At 58.4% G+C, this 17,413-nt stretch carries 27 protein-coding genes and 1 pseudogene; 14 read left to right on the forward strand and 14 right to left on the reverse strand.

All coding sequences use genetic code 11. The annotated features are described in order from the left end of the window. Window positions 1–517: 517 nt before the first annotated feature. The 12 genes from NG701_RS07600 (at window position 518) to NG701_RS07655 (ending at window position 6,157) form a co-directional block, all read left to right on the forward strand. Window positions 518–1,012, forward strand: a complete 495-nt coding sequence (locus NG701_RS07600; RefSeq protein WP_252565957.1) for a YopX family phage-derived protein — start codon at window positions 518–520, stop codon at window positions 1,010–1,012. A gap of 124 nt (window positions 1,013–1,136) precedes the next feature. Further along, window positions 1,137–1,343 (forward strand): helix-turn-helix domain-containing protein, encoded by a 207-nt coding sequence (locus tag NG701_RS07605; RefSeq protein ID WP_252565960.1) that lies wholly within the window; start codon window positions 1,137–1,139, stop codon window positions 1,341–1,343. Then, window positions 1,333–1,620, forward strand: a complete 288-nt coding sequence (locus NG701_RS07610; protein ID WP_252565963.1) for a hypothetical protein — start codon at window positions 1,333–1,335, stop codon at window positions 1,618–1,620. Before NG701_RS07605 ends, NG701_RS07610 begins: the two co-directional genes overlap by 11 nt. Further along, on the forward strand, window positions 1,608–1,862 hold the full coding sequence (locus tag NG701_RS07615; protein ID WP_252565965.1) for a hypothetical protein: 255 nt from the start codon (window positions 1,608–1,610) through the stop codon (window positions 1,860–1,862). The genes NG701_RS07610 and NG701_RS07615 overlap by 13 nt, the downstream gene beginning before the upstream one ends. Further along, entirely contained in the window at window positions 1,859–2,287 is a 429-nt protein-coding gene (locus NG701_RS07620; RefSeq protein WP_252565967.1) for a hypothetical protein, read from the forward strand. The genes NG701_RS07615 and NG701_RS07620 overlap by 4 nt, the downstream gene beginning before the upstream one ends. After that, window positions 2,277–3,062 carry an ArdC-like ssDNA-binding domain-containing protein gene (locus tag NG701_RS07625; RefSeq protein WP_252565969.1) on the forward strand — a complete coding sequence of 262 codons (786 nt, stop codon included), beginning with the start codon at window positions 2,277–2,279 and terminating at the stop codon, window positions 3,060–3,062. The genes NG701_RS07620 and NG701_RS07625 overlap by 11 nt, the downstream gene beginning before the upstream one ends. After that, window positions 3,055–3,411: a hypothetical protein gene (locus NG701_RS07630; protein ID WP_252565971.1), complete on the forward strand. Its 357-nt coding sequence runs from the start codon at window positions 3,055–3,057 to the stop codon at window positions 3,409–3,411. The genes NG701_RS07625 and NG701_RS07630 overlap by 8 nt, the downstream gene beginning before the upstream one ends. Further along, window positions 3,411–3,722 carry a hypothetical protein gene (locus NG701_RS07635; RefSeq protein WP_252565973.1) on the forward strand — a complete coding sequence of 104 codons (312 nt, stop codon included), beginning with the start codon at window positions 3,411–3,413 and terminating at the stop codon, window positions 3,720–3,722. Before NG701_RS07630 ends, NG701_RS07635 begins: the two co-directional genes overlap by 1 nt. Before the next feature lie 533 nt (window positions 3,723–4,255). Then, complete coding sequence (locus NG701_RS07640) at window positions 4,256–4,543, forward strand: ubiquitination-like system serine protease family protein (RefSeq protein WP_252565975.1); 288 nt, start codon at window positions 4,256–4,258, stop codon at window positions 4,541–4,543. A 1-nt stretch (window position 4,544) separates the two neighbouring features. Further along, window positions 4,545–5,081: a putative PDDEXK endonuclease gene (locus tag NG701_RS07645; RefSeq protein ID WP_252565978.1), complete on the forward strand. Its 537-nt coding sequence runs from the start codon at window positions 4,545–4,547 to the stop codon at window positions 5,079–5,081. Window positions 5,082–5,152: 71 nt separating this feature from the next. After that, window positions 5,153–5,638 (forward strand): DUF3846 domain-containing protein, encoded by a 486-nt coding sequence (locus tag NG701_RS07650; RefSeq protein WP_252565980.1) that lies wholly within the window; start codon window positions 5,153–5,155, stop codon window positions 5,636–5,638. A gap of 120 nt (window positions 5,639–5,758) precedes the next feature. Further along, window positions 5,759–6,157: a hypothetical protein gene (locus NG701_RS07655; RefSeq protein WP_252565983.1), complete on the forward strand. Its 399-nt coding sequence runs from the start codon at window positions 5,759–5,761 to the stop codon at window positions 6,155–6,157. Between the two features lie 129 nt (window positions 6,158–6,286). Here the strand turns inward: NG701_RS07655 and NG701_RS07660 are convergent, their stop codons facing one another. Further along, complete coding sequence (locus NG701_RS07660) at window positions 6,287–6,583, reverse strand: hypothetical protein (RefSeq protein ID WP_252565986.1); 297 nt, start codon at window positions 6,581–6,583, stop codon at window positions 6,287–6,289. Between the two features lie 564 nt (window positions 6,584–7,147). On the opposite strand from NG701_RS07660, the gene NG701_RS07665 reads away from it, so the two are divergent. Beyond that, the gene (locus NG701_RS07665; protein WP_252565989.1) at window positions 7,148–7,783 is read left to right on the forward strand and encodes a hypothetical protein; all 636 of its coding nucleotides are present in this window, start codon (window positions 7,148–7,150) and stop codon (window positions 7,781–7,783) included. Between the two features lie 584 nt (window positions 7,784–8,367). Then, window positions 8,368–8,691: a TIGR02391 family protein gene (locus NG701_RS21365; protein WP_374208665.1), complete on the forward strand. Its 324-nt coding sequence runs from the start codon at window positions 8,368–8,370 to the stop codon at window positions 8,689–8,691. A gap of 51 nt (window positions 8,692–8,742) precedes the next feature. Here the strand turns inward: NG701_RS21365 and NG701_RS07670 are convergent. From NG701_RS07670 to NG701_RS07730, 13 genes and pseudogenes are all read right to left on the reverse strand, one after another. After that, window positions 8,743–9,681, reverse strand: a pseudogene (locus NG701_RS07670) (YifB family Mg chelatase-like AAA ATPase); the annotation flags it as partial. Then, window positions 9,682–10,038 carry a YraN family protein gene (locus tag NG701_RS07675; RefSeq protein WP_252565991.1) on the reverse strand — a complete coding sequence of 119 codons (357 nt, stop codon included), beginning with the start codon at window positions 10,036–10,038 and terminating at the stop codon, window positions 9,682–9,684. A 123-nt stretch (window positions 10,039–10,161) separates the two neighbouring features. Further along, window positions 10,162–10,488 carry a DUF2469 domain-containing protein gene (locus NG701_RS07680; protein WP_056349080.1) on the reverse strand — a complete coding sequence of 109 codons (327 nt, stop codon included), beginning with the start codon at window positions 10,486–10,488 and terminating at the stop codon, window positions 10,162–10,164. A gap of 93 nt (window positions 10,489–10,581) precedes the next feature. Further along, window positions 10,582–11,310, reverse strand: a complete 729-nt coding sequence (gene rnhB, locus NG701_RS07685) for a ribonuclease HII (RefSeq protein WP_374208666.1) — start codon at window positions 11,308–11,310, stop codon at window positions 10,582–10,584. 11 nt (window positions 11,311–11,321) lie between these two features. Next, window positions 11,322–12,203, reverse strand: a complete 882-nt coding sequence (gene lepB / locus NG701_RS07690) for a signal peptidase I (RefSeq protein ID WP_252565994.1) — start codon at window positions 12,201–12,203, stop codon at window positions 11,322–11,324. Beyond that, window positions 12,204–12,881, reverse strand: a complete 678-nt coding sequence (gene lepB / locus NG701_RS07695; protein WP_252565997.1) for a signal peptidase I — start codon at window positions 12,879–12,881, stop codon at window positions 12,204–12,206. It abuts the gene before it with no gap. Between the two features lie 84 nt (window positions 12,882–12,965). Beyond that, a complete protein-coding gene (gene rplS / locus NG701_RS07700; protein WP_056349088.1) occupies window positions 12,966–13,325 on the reverse strand; it encodes a 50S ribosomal protein L19 in 360 nt (119 codons plus the stop codon). 243 nt (window positions 13,326–13,568) lie between these two features. Continuing rightward, entirely contained in the window at window positions 13,569–14,441 is an 873-nt protein-coding gene (gene trmD / locus NG701_RS07705) for a tRNA (guanosine(37)-N1)-methyltransferase TrmD (RefSeq protein WP_252565999.1), read from the reverse strand. Then, a complete protein-coding gene (gene rimM / locus NG701_RS07710; protein ID WP_252566001.1) occupies window positions 14,442–14,987 on the reverse strand; it encodes a ribosome maturation factor RimM in 546 nt (181 codons plus the stop codon). It lies immediately after the preceding gene. Between the two features lie 112 nt (window positions 14,988–15,099). Next, on the reverse strand, window positions 15,100–15,342 hold the full coding sequence (locus NG701_RS07715) for an RNA-binding protein (RefSeq protein WP_160671756.1): 243 nt from the start codon (window positions 15,340–15,342) through the stop codon (window positions 15,100–15,102). Window position 15,343: 1 nt separating this feature from the next. Continuing rightward, on the reverse strand, window positions 15,344–15,760 hold the full coding sequence (rpsP, locus tag NG701_RS07720) for a 30S ribosomal protein S16 (RefSeq protein WP_056349101.1): 417 nt from the start codon (window positions 15,758–15,760) through the stop codon (window positions 15,344–15,346). Between the two features lie 212 nt (window positions 15,761–15,972). Further along, window positions 15,973–16,410 (reverse strand): hypothetical protein, encoded by a 438-nt coding sequence (locus tag NG701_RS07725; protein WP_252566004.1) that lies wholly within the window; start codon window positions 16,408–16,410, stop codon window positions 15,973–15,975. Window positions 16,411–16,523: 113 nt separating this feature from the next. After that, window positions 16,524–17,399 (reverse strand): VOC family protein, encoded by an 876-nt coding sequence (locus NG701_RS07730; RefSeq protein WP_252566007.1) that lies wholly within the window; start codon window positions 17,397–17,399, stop codon window positions 16,524–16,526. Window positions 17,400–17,413: the final 14 nt, after the last annotated feature.

Here is a 17,413-nt window from a genome sequence, read left to right on the forward strand (position 1 = left end):
GATCGAACTCTGCCCTCGCTGCTACTCATATAAAGCTTCATACGATCCAAAGGAAGACATAGAGGAATGGCAGCACTGGAAGCTTGCCGATAGCAGCTGGTTGTCTTGGCGAGAAAGCAATCCTGACGAAGTTGACCGACTAACAGCCGCCGTCGCGGCCGCAGGCGACCATCAGCACTACTGGTGAGGCATAGTTCGCGATAGTGTGCTTCATCGAACAGTGATTGTGCGCCGCATGTTTACAGGGGTCAGACTTCAAAACCTAGTCAGAACATAGAACTCAGAAAGTCAAGACCCCTGAAAGTAGGGACAAACCAGCAAGTACATGGCGTAGTAGTACTACTGGACAACATTCAGGGTACGTCCGTCAAAAACGAACTCAGCAGCGCAAAATGGTGAGTTATCCACAGTTCGCCGACCATGCCGCCTGCCGGACTACTAATAGATGTTACAGCCAGCGGGCGGCATGGGTTACGACCCACAACATAAGGACGGTCAGCCGTCAAGGAAACACAGAATGAGAAAAACGAAGTTTAGAGCGTGGGACAAGCAGCGCAAGCAGATGCTTCACGACGGCGACTATTGGAGTGCTGAGAATAGGCAGAAGGGCAACAGCTCCATCTGCTACCAGATCCTCGTAATGAATCATGGCGTCCGCTGGTGCAAGAAGTATCCCAGCCCCATGCCTGAAGGTGCCTTCGAGTTTGATCGGATGACTATGGAGGACCTGGAACTCATGGAGTACACAGGCCTCAAAGACAAGAACGGTATAGAAATATATGAGGGCGATTTACTGCGCTGGATCGACTGGGAGCAAGAGCTTACTGAAACTCCAGACCTTGACGTCGTGATCTATCTCAACTCAGAAGCAAGATTTGCTATGAACACCTTTCGTGACGGCAAGCACATTGGAACTGGCGATGAAGAGAACCGTTACCTGCTAGGTATGGACGAGTTCGAAGTTATCGGCAACATCTACGAAAATCCTGAGCTGCTTGAGGCTAAGTCATGAGCCCTCGCACTACAACGATCATCATCGGAGCAGTAAGCATCATAATTGCACTGACGGTGACACCGCTCGCCCTGGTTGGTCTAGTACTCGCCGTTGCTTATTGGTACGTGAAGAGGGATGAGGCATGAGTGAATCTCTTACACAGACAGCTCGTATCTTGAAGCTTTTGAAGGCAAAAGGCGAAGCAACCAACCACGAGTTGAACCGCATAGCCTTCCGCTACAGTGCCAGGATCGCTGATCTAAGAGTAGAAGGCTGGAACATCCTCAGTATCCGCGAGAAGGGCGGACTGTGGCGGTTCGTTCTGCAAGGGCATCGTGATGACAGGTGAGCGATACCCGGACCTAGTCAGCGCTCTTAGCAAGGAAGTCAAGGCTACTGAGTCGGACTACTTCAACCTAGATGAGATCCAGCTGGTCCGTCGCTATGACAAGCTGCACGAACTGGAGAGCCGGCCACTCGATGACGAGCAACGCCAACTCGTGGACTTCATCATCAGGGCATTACTCAGCCGCATCGAGTACAAGATCAGCCCCAGCTTTCGACACCAACTAGAGGAAGAGGCACAACAAACTAATTTTCAGGAGGACCCGACATGGGCGAAGTAATCAACATCAGTACTAGACAACAAGAAGTCGCACCGTCCTTATCGCTGGAGCTACGCCTAGAAGCGCGCAAGCGCGATGACTATGGCGACCTGGGGCCGGCCGAGCTCATAGCCAAAGCCGAGTACTACATCGACTTGGAGCAGACAGACCTTACGCCAGGCCAGCGCACGGATTGCCAGAGCATCTTGAACTACTTACTGAGTGAGATGGAAGTGCGCGACGCTGATGGTGTGCGGCTATGACCGTCGCATCCCTGGAACTATGTAAGGAACTGTATGAGCTGAGCGGCTGGGTTATGCCCTCTCAAATGGGCCACACAGTCCGCAACGAACACGGTGTGGGCAAGGAGTGGTGGGCGCTTTACGACCTCAGCTATCTACTTAGCAAGCTGCCGGAAACCATCAGGAATGCAGAACACAGCTTCTGGTATCGCTGGCACCTGACTCCCCTAGGCCACGGCTTCAACATCAGCTATCAAAACGATGCCTGGGTTACTAGTCATAAGTCTTCACTGAAGCGCGACGGTTTTGACGACGAGCAGATTGAGCGGCTGGTTTACTGGCAGCTACCCCACTACTCAGACAGCGCTGCCGACGTAGTAGCCAAGCTAGGCATCGAACTCTTCAAGCAAGGCATCGTTACCAAAGAGGCCGGTGATGTCTCCTGAGCGCCTTACTACTCCCCCACATTGGGAACAGGTACTAGAGACGGCACTCAGCCTGCCGGGTGAAGCCGGATCAACCTATTCGCGCTTCCGCACGCTGAGTCTTGGCAACCAGGCACTCCTGATGATGCAAGGCGTCATAGAGCCCGTACACACCTTCAAGGGCTGGCCGGACTTGAACCGCCATGTGAAGAAGGGCAGCAAAGCCAAAGCCATCTTCGTGCCGATGTTCCGCAAGCAGGAAAAGGACAACGGAGATGAAGAGCGCCGGCTATCCGGCTTCAAGCTGGTCAACTGCATGTTCGCGGTGTCTGACACTGAAGGCGACGATCTACCAAAGTACGAAGCACCAACTTGGAACAAGGAGCGTGCACTCGGTTCCCTGGCGATTCAGGAGATGGCCTACGAGAGTCTCAACGGCAATGCCCAGGGCTATTCGCGGCACAGGCAGTTCGCTGTTAATCCAGTCGCGGCCTATCCGTTCAAGACCATGCAGCACGAGCTGAGCCATATCGTTCACGGTCACACCGCTGACGACAAGCTGGCAGAGTACGGCGACCACCGCGGCATCTTCGAGTTCGAAGCCGAGGGATCGGCCTACCTCATCATGAACGAGCTAGGCGCGACTGATCAGTTCGACGCAGACGAGAGCCGGCACTACATCCAGTCTTGGCTCCAGGGCCACAAACCGGACGAGAAGAGTATCCGCAGTGTGTTCAGCACAGCGGACAAGATAATCAAGGCCGGACGGCCAGAAGGAGGAGGTGAAGATGGATAGCGAACTATTTGACCTATGTAAGGAAGTGTATAGGCGGACTGGATGGAAGATGACCGACAATTACTACTTCTACGCTTGGACTACTAAAGGTCACAAGCTAACCGATGTTACGGAGAAAAAATACAGAGGCAAAGGCTATGATGACGTTCCTCTCTTCACTACAGACTATCTACTAGAGAAGCTGCCAGAGGTCTTAATTACCAATAGCTATGAACGGGGTGAATGGATTGCTGGAACATACGGCTGGTACGACGGAATTGGTTGGCTTGATAAAGAAGTATCAGACACCCCACTCAAAGCCCTCCTAAAACTAGCTATCGCATTAGACGATGCAAAGGAGCTGAAGTAATGAGTGAACATCTACCAACCAACAGTGAGAACCTAGACGATCGGCTTCAGGACGTGCTGGAGCAAGGCGGACAGTCCGCACGTGACTTGCTGAACCTAGTGGACCTGGACAACCCGGACGAGCTGCGAGAGGCCATACAGCTATGCGAGCGACACCTTGTTGGCAAGCAACCGACCGCTATGTATGTCGTCAGCGCTACGGGTGTCGCATCCAACCTAGAGAACATGCAGAGCTTGTCAGTCGGCGACATCGAGAAAGTCGGCTATGACAAAGACGGAAGCGTGTACTTCATCAGGAAAGCTCTTGAATAAATAGCTCGTTTCGCTCATAATACCGCCCTAGAAGATGAACAGTTTACAGAAGCTTAGAATCTACTACGAATGGCAAGAGTCAGATGACCGACATGAGGCGTCTAAAGCCCGTATCAAAGCGAAGAAGAAACAAAGTAGTGGGTTGCCCGACTAAGTTCGCTTAGGACCACCGTGTCAGACCGAGTACCAATTATCCTGGTACGGCAACCTTACCCTTGTACATTGACATTGAAGATATATGGGAGGGAGCAACATGAAGTGTTGACCCTGTAGAACGGAGTACCAGCTTAGCGGCTGTGAAGATGGGATTCAGGTGCGGTTATAGCTATCAGACTTGCCCTCTACCACATACCTTCAATCCATCACTACTCACAACTCGCTTGCGGCTAGTGATGGACAGGAGAGTCCGCAATGCTCGCCTGTTCACGCTCATCTCTACTGCATACGGGTCATGGATTGCAGCTAAAGAAACCAGCCTAAGACGCGAACCTACGGAGATGAGCAGACATTATTTTATAGAGGAGAATGAGTGAATGAAGCTACGGATAGACAATGATGCCGATGAGATCAGCTACTGGCTATGGTGCCCTGGTTGCGATGAAGCTCACCGTATCACCAATTCATGGCAATTCGATGGGAATATAGAAAGCCCGACATTTAGCCCAAGTATTCTTGTGCAAGGCGGCGAGTTTGATACGCGCTGCCATAGCTTCATAAGACAAGGTGAGTGGGAATATCTTGGAGACTGTACGCACACGTTAGCCAATCAAAAGGTACCGATGGTTGATTTACCAAAATGGTTAGCTGAGGAGAAAGTGTAGGGTGAGTATCTCATCCGACAAAGGTGTCTCCCTAGAGAAGGAAGTCGCCAAGATGCTCCAGAAGAAGCTAGGTGCTCGTGTAGCCAGGGACAGTCGCAGCGGCGCCGGCCCTCACCATAAGACCGACATCAAAGACTACTTCCAAGACACTCCCCTAGACATCGAGTGCAAGAACCACCAGACGATCAAGATCAAAGAGTGGTTCAGACAGGCAGTAGCCGGCGCAAGCATCAGCCGTATTCCAACCGTCGTGTTTACGTCCGACGATGAAGTGCTGGCAACTGTCCGCTTCAGTGACCTCGTAGACCTAGTAGCTGAGACACAGCAGCACCGAGTTGAGATCAAGCGCCTCAAAGAACCCGTACTGATGACGGGCGCAGGCGAGATCATCACATCCGCTGACATCAAAGCAGGACCTTCACGCAATGAGTGGACCGAATGTCGTGGCGGGAACATGGTGAGCCCTGGTGAGAAGAAGTGTCTGGTCAAGACCTGCACCGTCTGCCAAAACAAGAAGGTCAAAAAGGTAAAGAAGTAAGCCCGATCGTGGGCTGGGTCTTGGAGCTATTCGGCTTCAAGTACATTCCATGATCGAAGGATGTGATCAGTGTGATCCACGCGATACTCGTTCCCGCAGATGAGGAACGGCCCCTGTACAAAGTAGCCATCGAAGGCCTAACCGGTCTGCAAGCCGCTGTTGGCGGACTCATAGAAGTAATGGATATAGACCGTCCCGACGCCACGCTCATTCTGAATGAGGAAGGAAAAGTGATGGGTCTACCCATGAACCGTCGAGCAACCTTGTTGCTTTGGGTTCACCTCACACGCTGGCGTGGGCATGATGCCCTGGCTGGTGACGTACTCATCGTTGGCAGGCCCGACGATGAAGGCAACATGCAAGACGTGCCACGCGAGCTAGTAGAGCTGCTGTTCAAAACCAAGGTGTACAAGTACGAAGTCACCACAGTGTCTGACCTGGACGTTTGGAACGGCAACCAACGGCGCTATGAGGACTGGGTAACTGCCTACAACGATGGCCTGGCACTCGCCTCAAGGTGGTTCGCCGTCAATGATGTGCGTATCGTTCCTGCTTGAATCATGGGATTAGTCCGTCTATATGGCGGACTTTTCTCTTGCAAAAGACTTGGATTCAATCATAGTGGAGATAGTACTTTTACATCTACGGCCAAGTTAAGTTTAGAAAGAAGTTTAGTTATGAGTAAAGTATTACTATCAGTCACATATAATCGCCGCACACCAGATCCAACGACAGCGCAGGATCGTCGTGCTGCACATTTGGAAATGCACATACCAGATGAATGGGGCTTGCCAGTAGCCACTGCAGTAAGTTTCAAGGAAGTGGTACCTGGAGAAGTCGAGCCAAAAAATCCAAAGGTCGTGCATTACATCACTGGATCAAGCGACACTAATCGTCTTGTAGGTCAGCTTAAAACATACATTGATGCGACATACACAGACCCGCAGCAACGAAAGGCTCACAAAGATATTGTTGAGCAGGTCATTTGGGGATGGCGCAGCGGCATGCAAGAGCGAGCAGAGTCCGATATATCCGCATTCACCGGAACAACAATAGAAAGTTCAATAGAAGTCTAATATAGCCACTTGGCCGTGGTTGCAAGAGTTCAAATTAAAAGACCCGCACCTCAGAGATTTTACTCAATCTGAGATGCGGGCCGATTTGAGGGTGATTGCTCACCGATAGATACGTGGATCACCTCCCGGTCAGGCACCTTTGGGAGTAAACCCATTGCGGCGTCCGCGGATGTTGTCGGCAGCAGCCAACACTTCGGGAGTAACCACCTTGTCAAAGTCGCCCTTGCTGGTGATGAACTCTTCAGTGTTGCCGTCAGGATGACGCAGTTCGATCTCAACTACGTTGGTGAGCCGCTTCAGACCGTCCAATTCATCTTTCGATGCATCGAAGAGCTTTCCGAGTCCACGAACGACGACGGTGATCACCTGGTCATCTTCGAGAGTCTTCCCGCTGATGTCGCTTGTCCTGATGTTCTTGTAACCCATATCTGTCACCCCCTCATAGGGATAGGTGCTAGCAATCACTGGGTGCGATCACTTCTGCCGTCATTATGAGTGAATGCTATTTATTGTCAATAAGTAAATTGATATAATAGATGCAGAAATGAGTTTTATTCTCGCGAATTATATAAAGAAATCGACCCAATCAAGCGGGGTTTCTTTGCGAGTAACTGACTCAACGGCCCTCTCCACTGTCACTAGCCTCGTGGCTGCACAGAGGTAGTCGATCCTGTCAAGCCGTGTCGCCTCGACCCTCGTGTAGCGATCTAAGGTCATTCGTATACCACATGCCCCCGACAACCCAAACTCGTGTGGACAGACCTGTGGATAACCCTTGCTACCCCCTCTTGAGCAGATCTTGAGGGGACAGTTTCTGTGGATAAAAGTGGACACCAGACTGGACACCGCGCGGTGTGGTTTGTTGAAACCGCTAGAACAAGAGGAAGTTTGCGCAACACGCTCTCAACGCGTCGAGTTGCCCATGTCGTCGTGTCGTGTAGGCTGTAAGCATCAACAGTTTGAAATTAGTGTTGGGGAAGGAGGATGGTCATGATCAAGTGGGACGAAGTTCAACACGAGACCGAGTCGATGCTGGAACACGTGCAGCAGCAGATGGCGATGTACCGCCAGCGCATCACGGAACTTGAGTCGGAGACGATGAAGCTAAGGGGCACTATCGCGGTAGCCAGGCGCATGCAAGAGGGTGGCTACGACACGCCATTGAGTTTGATTCCTCAGGCAAGTCAGGCCGCCCCCACACCGCCTGCTGAGGATGACGACGCCGGGCAGCTGGAACTGGACTCCCCGTACATGCACGCGCCGGCCCTGCAATCTAAGCCGAACTGGCAAAGGGGTATCGACGCCCTGGGTGAAATCCCCGATCTTCCGCCAGCCATGGGTCTTTCCCGTCAGCCGAACAAGACCAACACGTCTTACCGAGCAGCGGCGCTCCTTCAGATGGAGAAGCGCGAGATGGACATCGCCGAGATCATTGAGGCCTTCCAGCAGCGCGGCTGGGTTGACTCAGACTGGGCGCGCCCCAAGGATGCCATCACTATCGCAGTGAAGCGGTCCGTAAAGTACGGATGGACCCGGCAGACCGGTAAGCACGCCTATATCTACAGCCCTCAAAGCCAGGAAGCCTGGCAGACCCTTGAGGATCACTACGTAAAGGAGGGGAGGTGATGACTTATGACTCGGCGTAAGCGTAAGCGCAAAAAACTGTAGGTGCCCACCTAGACGTTCATTGCAAAGAACGGTGAGCACCCACATCCACAGACCCCGGACTGCTAGCGCGCCAACGCTGTAGTTCGCAGTCGCCACAAGGGCGACAGGGGCTGGGTAGTTCTTATACTACCCAGCCCCATCCCAAATCGAACAATTACAAGGAGAAAATTGTGAGTCTTTTTCGGACTATGGGGGGTTCCCATGGGACAAAGCAGGTAATAATCGTAAGTAAGCCCGGTACCGCTGATGAAGAGCGTACAACGGTGACTGCGATGATCCAGAGTGAATCTGGCTTCTTCGAAGTCACCACGCCCATCTATGAAGGTGATCTGGTTGAAATCCCTGACCCTCGTGGTGGAACCGACGTGCGGCTGGCTCGTGAAGTCAAGGTAAATGACTTCGGCTCGTCCAATATGCGCCACACACAGGTCAAGTGGGGCAAGGCGCCAGTCCAGAGGGTCGCTCCTGTCCGACGGCTGACCTTTGAAAACCTCCATCCAGATGTTAAGGCCGCAGCGGGAAATCTGTTTGCGGACGGGCACATGGGCTCGGCAGTCTCCGAGGCGTTCAAGTCGCTTGAAGTGCGCGTTCGTAAGCTGTCAGGACTGGATCAGTCGGGGGCCTCGTTGATGACGACGGCTTTCGCGGCGAAGTCGCCCATCCTAGATGTCGCCACAGAGGACGGCAGGAGCGCTCAGGATGAGCGTGAGGGCTTCATGGCACTGTTTCGGGGTGCAATGATCGGTATCCGTAATCCGAAGGCTCACGAGCTCTTCAGGGAGGAAGACCCACAACAGGCGCTGGAGTACCTGGCGTTCGCAAGCCTTCTCCACCGTCGGATTGACCTGTCTGGATCTTCCAACTGAGTGATCACCCCCGGTGCCTTGACCATGCACCGGGGGGTGCAATAGATTTGACGCCTCGTCCAGGAACAGGACACCGCGGTGTGCCCGCGACGCCGCACCCGGGCGCGGCAACCCCGATCCCCCGCCGATAATGGCGGCGGCTGTGGCCGAATGATGCGGGTTTTCGAACGGCGGCCGCCGCACAAGCTGAACGGCGGATGAGGGAAGGCCGCAGAGGGAGTGGATGGCAGTGACTTCCATTGCCTCATTGTCGGCAAGGTCCGGCAGGAGACCGGGAAGTCTTTCGGCCAGCATGGTCTTGCCCGCACCCGGAGGTCCGGTCAGGAGCAGGTGGTGGGCCCCGGCAGCGGCCACCTCGAGTGCACGTCTGGCTTCGCCCTGGCCGGAGACGTCGGCCATGTCAGGAACAGCCTGGGCCCCCGGTTCGGAGTCCCCGTGACCGGCCTCGTCCTCCGGCTCGAAGTCCAGTGCGAGCTCTTGCGGATCTGCACCGAAATCGAGCGCCAGCCGCGCCAGCGTGCGGTACCCCTTGACGTTGGCTCCGGGGACCAGCGATGCTTCGCCGAGGTTGGCGTGCGCGACCACCACGTCCGGATAGCCGGCCTGCACCGACGCCATCACTGCCGGCAGGATGCCACGCACCGGCCGTAACCGGCCATCCAACCCGAGTTCGGCGATGAAGACGGTCCGGCCGGTGGGCTTGATGTCATTTGCGGCCCTCAGGACTGCCATGGTCACGGCAAGGTCGAAGCCGGAACCGCGTTTGGGCAGCGACGCAGGGATGAGGTTGGCCGTGATCTTCCGCCGGCTCAGCGGAATTCCGGAATTTTTGGCCGCGGAACGTATGCGTTCCTTGGCCTCGTTGAGGGCGGCGTCCGGGAGGCCCAGGATCACGAATGCCGGCAGGGTCTGGCCAATATCGGCTTCTACCTCGACGATGTACCCGTTCAATCCCACCAGCGCCACGGAGTAGGCCCGGCCCAGCGCCATCTACCCCACCCCCTTGAGGTGTTCCACCAGGGGTTCGCCGCCGCCGTCGTCCACCACGGCAATGACGTCCACGCGCCGTAGCGGCATCCGCAGCTCCCGGTCCCGGCACCATGCCGAACCAAGCCGATGCAGCCGGGCAAGTTTGTCTGGCCCTACAGCTTCGAACGGGTGCCCGTAGTCCAGGGAACGGCGGGTTTTCACCTCTGCGATGACCAAGGCGTCGCCGTCCAGGGCCACAATGTCTATTTCACCCTCGGCGCAGCGCCAGTTGCGTTCCACCACCAGCATGCCGAGCGATTCAAGATAGCCGGCCGCGAGTTCCTCGCCGTGCCGGCCCAACAGGTCTTTGGATTTCATTTCTACCTCCGCAACCAGCCTGCAGTGGCAGGACAGCGGAGGACAGCAGGCTATTCGCGTATGTGGGCAACCCGGGAAAACCGCCCCAATACAGCGGGGCTGTGGAGGAGCAGTGGGCCGGCGTCAGTTGCCGAGGTCAGCGTCCTTCGGCAGGGCGAGTTCCTCGTTGCGGGGCAGTTCTTCGACGTTGACATCCTTGAACGTCAGGACACGGACTGTCTTCACGAACCGTGCCGAACGGTACACATCCCACACCCAGGCATCCTGGAGCGTCAGATCGAAGTAGACCTCGCCGTCGGCGCTTCGGGCCTGCAGGTCAACGTGGTTTGCGAGGTAAAAGCGGCGTTCGGTCTCGACAACGTAACTGAAGAGCCCGACAACATCGCGGTATTCACGGTAGAGCTGCAGCTCCATGTCGGTTTCATAGTTTTCAAGATCCTCTGCACTCATGCTTCCATCTTGCACCATCCAGGGCGCCGCAGTCGCAGCGTCCCCGCCGCATGAGCCCCACACCAGTGCGGCAGGCACTCGAGCGGCACGGAATCAGAGTTCGCCGCCCAAGAGGTTCCAACTCACCCGGTGGTACGGTGTGGCTCCGGCGGCGCGGAGCGCGTCCCGGTGAATTGCCGTGGCGTAGCCCTTGTTGACGTCCCAGCCAAACTCGGGGTATTCACCGTGGAGGCCGCGCATCTGCTCGTCGCGTTCCACCTTCGCAATCACGCTGGCTGCGGCCACGCTCAGGCACTGCATGTCCGCCTTGATCCTGGTGTGGACCGGGGCAAGGCACGCGAAATCCATGGGTGGCTCGTCAAACAGGGAAGGCTGCCCGGCGGGCGAGAGCCAGTTGTGGCTACCATCGAGCAGCACCACATCTGGGCTGATGCCGGCTGCAAGGATGTCCTGCCAGGCGCGCGTACCGGCCAGCCGCAGCGCAGCAATAATGCCCAATGCGTCGATCTCCCGTGCGGAAGCGTGCCCGACGGCGGACGCAACACTCCAGCGTCTGACCAGCGGTTCCAGCCGTTCCCGTTCGGCGGGGCTGAGGAGCTTGCTGTCCCGCACACCGGCCAGGGGCTTCTGGGTGTGGAGGTCCACGACGGCGATTCCGACGCTCACCGGTCCTGCCAGCGCCCCCCGTCCCACTTCGTCCACGCCGGCCAGGTAACGGGCGCCCTGCGCTTTGAACGTCCGCTCATGCCGGAGCGTCGGTGCTTTGGAGCGGACCCCGTCCGTCTTGCGGGCTGGAACCTTGGACCCGGTGGCCGGTATCACTGCGGACACTCCTAGCCTCCCGCAGGCACGTTCCGGAAGACGGCCGGATAATTGTCAAGGACAGTGATCCGGTTCAACGGCCATGCGATGACGGCGGCTTTGCCCTCCACGTCCACGAGGTCGACGAATCCGCCATTGGATTCCAGGTGCGAGCGGGAATCCGCGGAGTGGTTCCGGTTATCGCCCATGACCCAGACCTTCCCTTCCGGAACAACGACGTCGAAAGCACGGATCTGCGGTTCCTCAGCCCTGTTGACATAGGTTTCATCAATGGGAGATCCGTTGATGGTCAGTTTACCGCCGGCGTCGCAGCAGATCACGTGGTCACCGGGTAGCCCGACGACCCGTTTGACGAGGTGCTGTTCCGAGTTGTCCGGCAAAAGTCCCACAAATGTCAGGCCGTCCTGGACCCAGGTGAAGGGTCCATTCGGTTCCTCCGGTGCGGTGCTCAGCCAGCCCTTGGTGTCACGGAAGACCACAACGTCGCCGCGTGAGAGGGAAAACGGCTCCGGAACCAGCAGGTTCACGAAGATGCGGTCGTTGACGTCCAGGGTGCTGACCATGGACTCGGACGGAATATAGAACGCGCGGAACAGGAAGGTCTTGATCAGGAAGGACAGCACCACGGCGATCACCACCACCGTGGCAACCTCCTTCAGCCAGACAAAGAGCTGGCTGGGCTCGGCGGGCTCGGTAGTCGGTGCCGCGGATCGTCTGCCGGACCGTGGCGCCGACGGGCTGCCATCCGCCACGCCGTCCGACGCGCCGTCGTCGGCAATCACGCCGTCGGAGGTCCCGCCGCCGGAAATCGTGTTGGCGGACATACCGTCGGCGCCGGCACCGGGGGCGCCTTCGCGAGGCGGCTCGGGTGTCCGGGCATTGTTCTCGGGCATTTACTGTCCGTCCTCTGTTGTTGATCCTGCCGCTGGCGGCCGTGGTACTGCAGCAAATCTATCAAGTGGCCAGACGATCTGGACCGGCCTGCCGATGATACGGTCCATTGGCACCATGCCACCGCCGGGCGCCCCGAGCAGGCTGCGCGAATCAGCGGACGCCGAGCGGTGGTCACCGAGCAGCCAAAGCCTTCCGTCGGGCACCACGGCGCTGAAGACCTGCGTGCTTGGGCTGTCTCCGTCGAACAAGTACGGCTCGTCGAGTGCCCCGCCGTTCACGGTGATCTTTCCGTCTGCATCGCAGCAGACCACGGTGTCCCCAGGCAGGCCGATGACACGTTTGACGTATGTGGTGTCACTGCCGGCCAGGCCAAGCCACTGCCCGGCCGCTGCAAGGGAATCCAGAAGGGGGCCCTTCCCACTGTTCAGGGGAGCAAACGAACCCCTGCCATCGAAGACCACAATGTCGCCCCGACGGATGGGTTCGGCATGGAAGTCTGTCCTGGAGACCAGGATGCGGTCCCCTTTCGCAAGGACCGGCTCCATGGATTCGGATGGTATGTAATAGACATCCAGCAAGAGGGAACGGACCAGCCCGCTGATGACCACGGCCAGGAGAACTGCCACGAACGCAAAACGCCAGCCCATTCGTCTGGGCTGGCGTTTTGTCTGGTCCATGATCCGTATTCCTGGGGCGCTGATGCGAAGGGCTCCGGCGCTGGCCTGGTACGGCTGGGGCCTGCTTTGTAGGTCCCTGGGGACTTACTTCTTGGGCTGGAAGTCGCGCTTTTCCTTGATCTTCGCAGCCTTGCCGCGCAGGTCGCGCATGTAGTACAGCTTCGCGCGGCGCACGTCACCCTTGGAGACAACCTCGATCTTGTCGATGATCGGGGAGTGCACCGGGAAGGTACGCTCCACACCGACGCCGAAGGAGACCTTGCGGATGGTGAAGGTTTCGCGAAGACCGTCGCCGTGGCGGCCCAGGACGAAGCCCTGGAATACCTGGACACGGGAGTTCTTGCCTTCGATGATGTTCACGTGAACCTTGAGGGTGTCACCCGCGCGGAAGACAGGAACATCGGTGCGCAGCGAGGCTGCATCTACGGAATCGAGAATATGCATAATTGCACTCCTGGTGAACGCCACAGGTCATTCACTTTGGGTCACGGCGGGCAAGCCCGGGAGTACCGGAAATTACCGCCGAAAATTAAGTGGGGCCGGTTCCTTCACTGATTGAAGGTCCCGGGGTGTCCAGCTGTTGGTTGCGCTCCCCCTGTGGCAGGTGCGGACCCAGCAGACACAAAGACTAATTTTGCCACACTCGCGGGCCTACAGCCAATCGCCTCGGACCACAGACGCGCCGGTTCAGGTTGAGGCGTCGGTTCCGGTGTCCGTGCTGGTATCGGCCTGCCGCCGCGCCAGGAGGTGACCGTCGACGACGTCGTACCCGAGGTCGGCGAAAGCCGTACGGTCGGCACGTGGCAGCTTCCCGGCGTCGAACGTTTCCAGGAGGTCCGGACGGCGTTCCGCCGTCCGCCGGTACTGCTCGTGGCGGCGCCACTGCGCGATCTTCCCGTGGTTGCCGCTAAGCAGCACTGCCGGGACATCCCGGTCCCGCCAGCTGGCGGGCTTGGTATACACGGGGTATTCCAGCAGCCCGTCCGAATGCGACTCCTCCACCAGGGAATCAGGGTTGCCCACAACGCCTGGCAGCAGCCTGCCGATGGCTTCGACCATGGCCAAAACGGCCACTTCGCCGCCGTTCAGCACATAGTCACCAAGGCTCATGGGGCGCACCGTGAAGTGCTCTTCCGCCCACTCGATGACACGCTCGTCGATGCCCTCATAGCGGCCGCAGGCAAAAACCAGCTGGTCCTCTTCTGCGAGCTCATGGGCCAGGGCCTGGCTGAAGCGCTCCCCTGCCGGCGACGGGACAATCAAAACCGGTTTGGCGGGCTCGGCGGCCGTGGCCTCGGCGCCCCCTGCGGCTTCACCGGATCCGGCGACAGCAGCTGCGGCAACAGCAGCCAATGCCTGCGCCCAAGGCTCAGGCTTCATCACCATGCCGGCGCCGCCGCCGTACGGGGTGTCATCCACTGAGCGGTGCTTGTCGGTGGTGAAATCACGCAGGTCATGGACGCGCAGGTCCAACAGGCCGTCCTGGCGGGCCTTGCCAATGAGCGAGAGCTCCAGGGGCGCCAGGTACTCCGGGAAGATACTGACGACGTCGATTCTCATCTACGCGTTTTCCTCCGCTTCACCGGGGCCGGCTTCGCCGTCGTTGACCTCAAAGAGACCGTCCGGCGGCGTCAGCAGGACGAAGCCACCGGCCACATTGACCTCCGGAACGATCTGCTCCACAAACGGGACAAGGATTTCCTTGCCGTCCGGCATTTCAACCACGAGCAGGTCCTGGACGGGCAAGGTGTGCAGGGCGGCGATCTTGCCGACCACCTTCGACCCGACGCGCGCCTCGAGCCCTACCAGTTCGTGCTCGTACCAGCCTTCGTCGTCGTCCTCGTCCAGCTCTTCGGTTTCGATGAAAAGCTTGGCGCCGCGCAGGGTCTCTGCCTGGTTTCGGGTCTCGATTCCTTCGAATGCGAGCAGCAGGATGTCCTTGTTCCAGCGCGCACCCTCAACAATGAGCGGGCCGGCCGATGCAGGCTCCACCACAAACTCGGTACCGGGAACAAACCGGTCCCCGGGAGCGTCGGTCAGCACCTGGACCGTCACTTCGCCGCGGATTCCATGCGGTTTGCCGATTCGTGCCACCTGAAGCTGCATCTGTTCCTCTGTTTCGGTTGTGGATTCTCCACGGTTGTGTGGTGAAAGCACTCCGGCCCCTCCACCGTTTCTGGTGGAAGGGCCGGAGCAAAAAACTGATGTTGCCGAGCGCTTAGCGGCGGCGGTCGGTGTCGACGACGTCGACCCTGACCGGCTCGCCGTCTGCCAGTGCCGCCACAACGGTGCGCAATGCCCGTGCGGTGCGGCCCTGGCGGCCGATCACCCGTCCCAGGTCATCCTGATGAACACGAACCTCGAGGGTGTCCCCGCGGCGGTTGTTCTTCGAGCTGACCTTGACATCGTCCGGCGAATCAACGATTCCCCGGACGAGGTGTTCGAGCGCTTCTGCCAGCAATCTACTCAGCCTCGGTGGTCTCTGCCTCGGCCGGGGCCTCGGCTGCGTCAGACTGCTTCGACTTCTTGGTGATGGCTTCCGGGATGATCACGGAACCCTTTTCCGGGGCAACAAAGGCAGCCTTCGGAGCTTTGGTCTTCAGGGTGCCTTCCTGGCCCGGCAGGCCCTTGAACTTCTGCCAGTCACCGGTGATCTTCAGGATCGCGGCAACCTGCTCGGACGGCTGTGCGCCGACGCCGAGCCAGTACTGGGCACGGTCCGTGTCCACCTCGATGTATGAGGGCTCTTCGGTGGGGTGGTACTTGCCGATCTCTTCGATGGCACGGCCGTCACGCTTGGAGCGTGCGTCCATGACGACGATGCGGTAATACGGTGCGCGCATCTTGCCAAAGCGCTTAAGGCGAATCTTTACGGCCACTTTTGTGGTCACTCCTGTTTCAGAAAAGGGGTGAACCGACGTTCTGCACCCGTGGGGCGGGCCATACTTGAGGGTTCGAAGGACAGGATCCGGACGCGGAGAGAGGGGCCACGCAGATCGAGTACCTGTTTATTGTGCCAGATCAGCGTCCGGATTTCGACTTGACACGTCGGGATGGGGCAGCCGGGCGGACCCGGCGGGCCACGGCCGGTCTACGACGACCAGACATACACGCCGGTGCGTGCGGCGTCATCGACGGAGTTGGCAAGCTCAGCGAACTGCTGGACATACGTCCGGGCCTCGGCTGCGCCGAACGGCATGTCATCCTGGGCGGCCCACTTTTCAGCGACGTCGTCCAGGACATTGCCTTCGCCTTCAGTCTCGTAGCTGAGCAGGTCCGCGAGCGCACGCACCATGGCCGGCGGGACCCCGAGGAGGGAATCACTGGCCACGTCAACCATGGCCAGTTCGTAGTCCGCGCCACCGGCGTGCACCGCAACGCCGGCAAGATCGCCAAGCTGCTCGATTTCGAAATCGCTGATTCCGGGAATCCGCAGGGCCTGGCCCGCCGGGGAGCCGCCTGCATCCAGGACGTCCGCCCGCTTCAGAGCGGCATCGTGAGTGGAAACAAAAATTTCAGTGAAGCCCATGGGAACAGCCCTCATTCCATCGACGGTGCGGCCTGAAAGGGCAGCAGCAAGCGCCGCCCCGGCCGTTCAGAATCAGCCTAGTACAAGGCAGGCCGCACATTTGGCATCCGCACTCAGCGGACGGCGACACGGATATTGTTGCGCCACGGGTCCTCGAAGCGAAGCTCGGCGCCCGTGTGGTGCGAGGCCACACCGGCGACCTTCAGGCGGTCGGCGAGCGCTCCGACGTCATCCCCGGAAGGGACCTCGATGAGCACTTCGCCGAGGCCCAGGGTGTCCTTGCGGGGACCGGCTCCGCGGCTGTTCCACACATTCATGGCCATGTGGTGGTGATACCGGCCCGCGGAGACAAACAGTGCCTGCCCGTGCCAGCCGGCGGTCTTTTCGAAGCCCAGCGTGCCCACGTAGAAATCGTGCGCTGACTGGACGTCGCCCACCTGGAGGTGGACGTGGCCCACGCCGGCTTCGCTGGCCCGCTGGCCGGCCACGGAATCCTGGGTCAGGTGCTGCTCGAGGTAGCGCTGCGGCGGCAGTGCCAGGCTGTCCATCACTACATCCTTCCCGTTCCAGGACCAGTTTTCGCGCGGCCTGTCCCAGTACAGTTCGATGCCGTTGCCTTCGGGGTCATTGAAGTAGAAGGCCTCGCTGACGAGGTGGTCGGCGCTGCCGGTGAAGGACCGGGGTTCGTACTGGGCAGCGGTGGCTACCGTTGCGGCAAGCGAAGCCTGGTCGTCAAACAGCAGTGCGGTGTGGAACAGCCCTGCCTCTCCCCTGCCAGGCAGATTCAACGACGGAGCGGCCGCGAGGTGGACCAGCGGGCGTTGAAGGCGGCCAAGATAGACGCCGCCGTCCTGTTCCGCGACGACCTCCAGGCCGAGCGCACGCTGGTAGTAGTCGGTCATCAGCTTCATGTCGCCCACCTTGAGCATCACGGCGCCCATGGAGAGGTCGGCGGGAAGGAGATCCCGGCTGGTGGCTTCTGCAGTCATTTGAAAACTCCCGG

This window comes from Pseudarthrobacter cellobiosi (assembly GCF_023913815.1).
Classification (GTDB): domain Bacteria; phylum Actinomycetota; class Actinomycetes; order Actinomycetales; family Micrococcaceae; genus Arthrobacter; species Arthrobacter cellobiosi.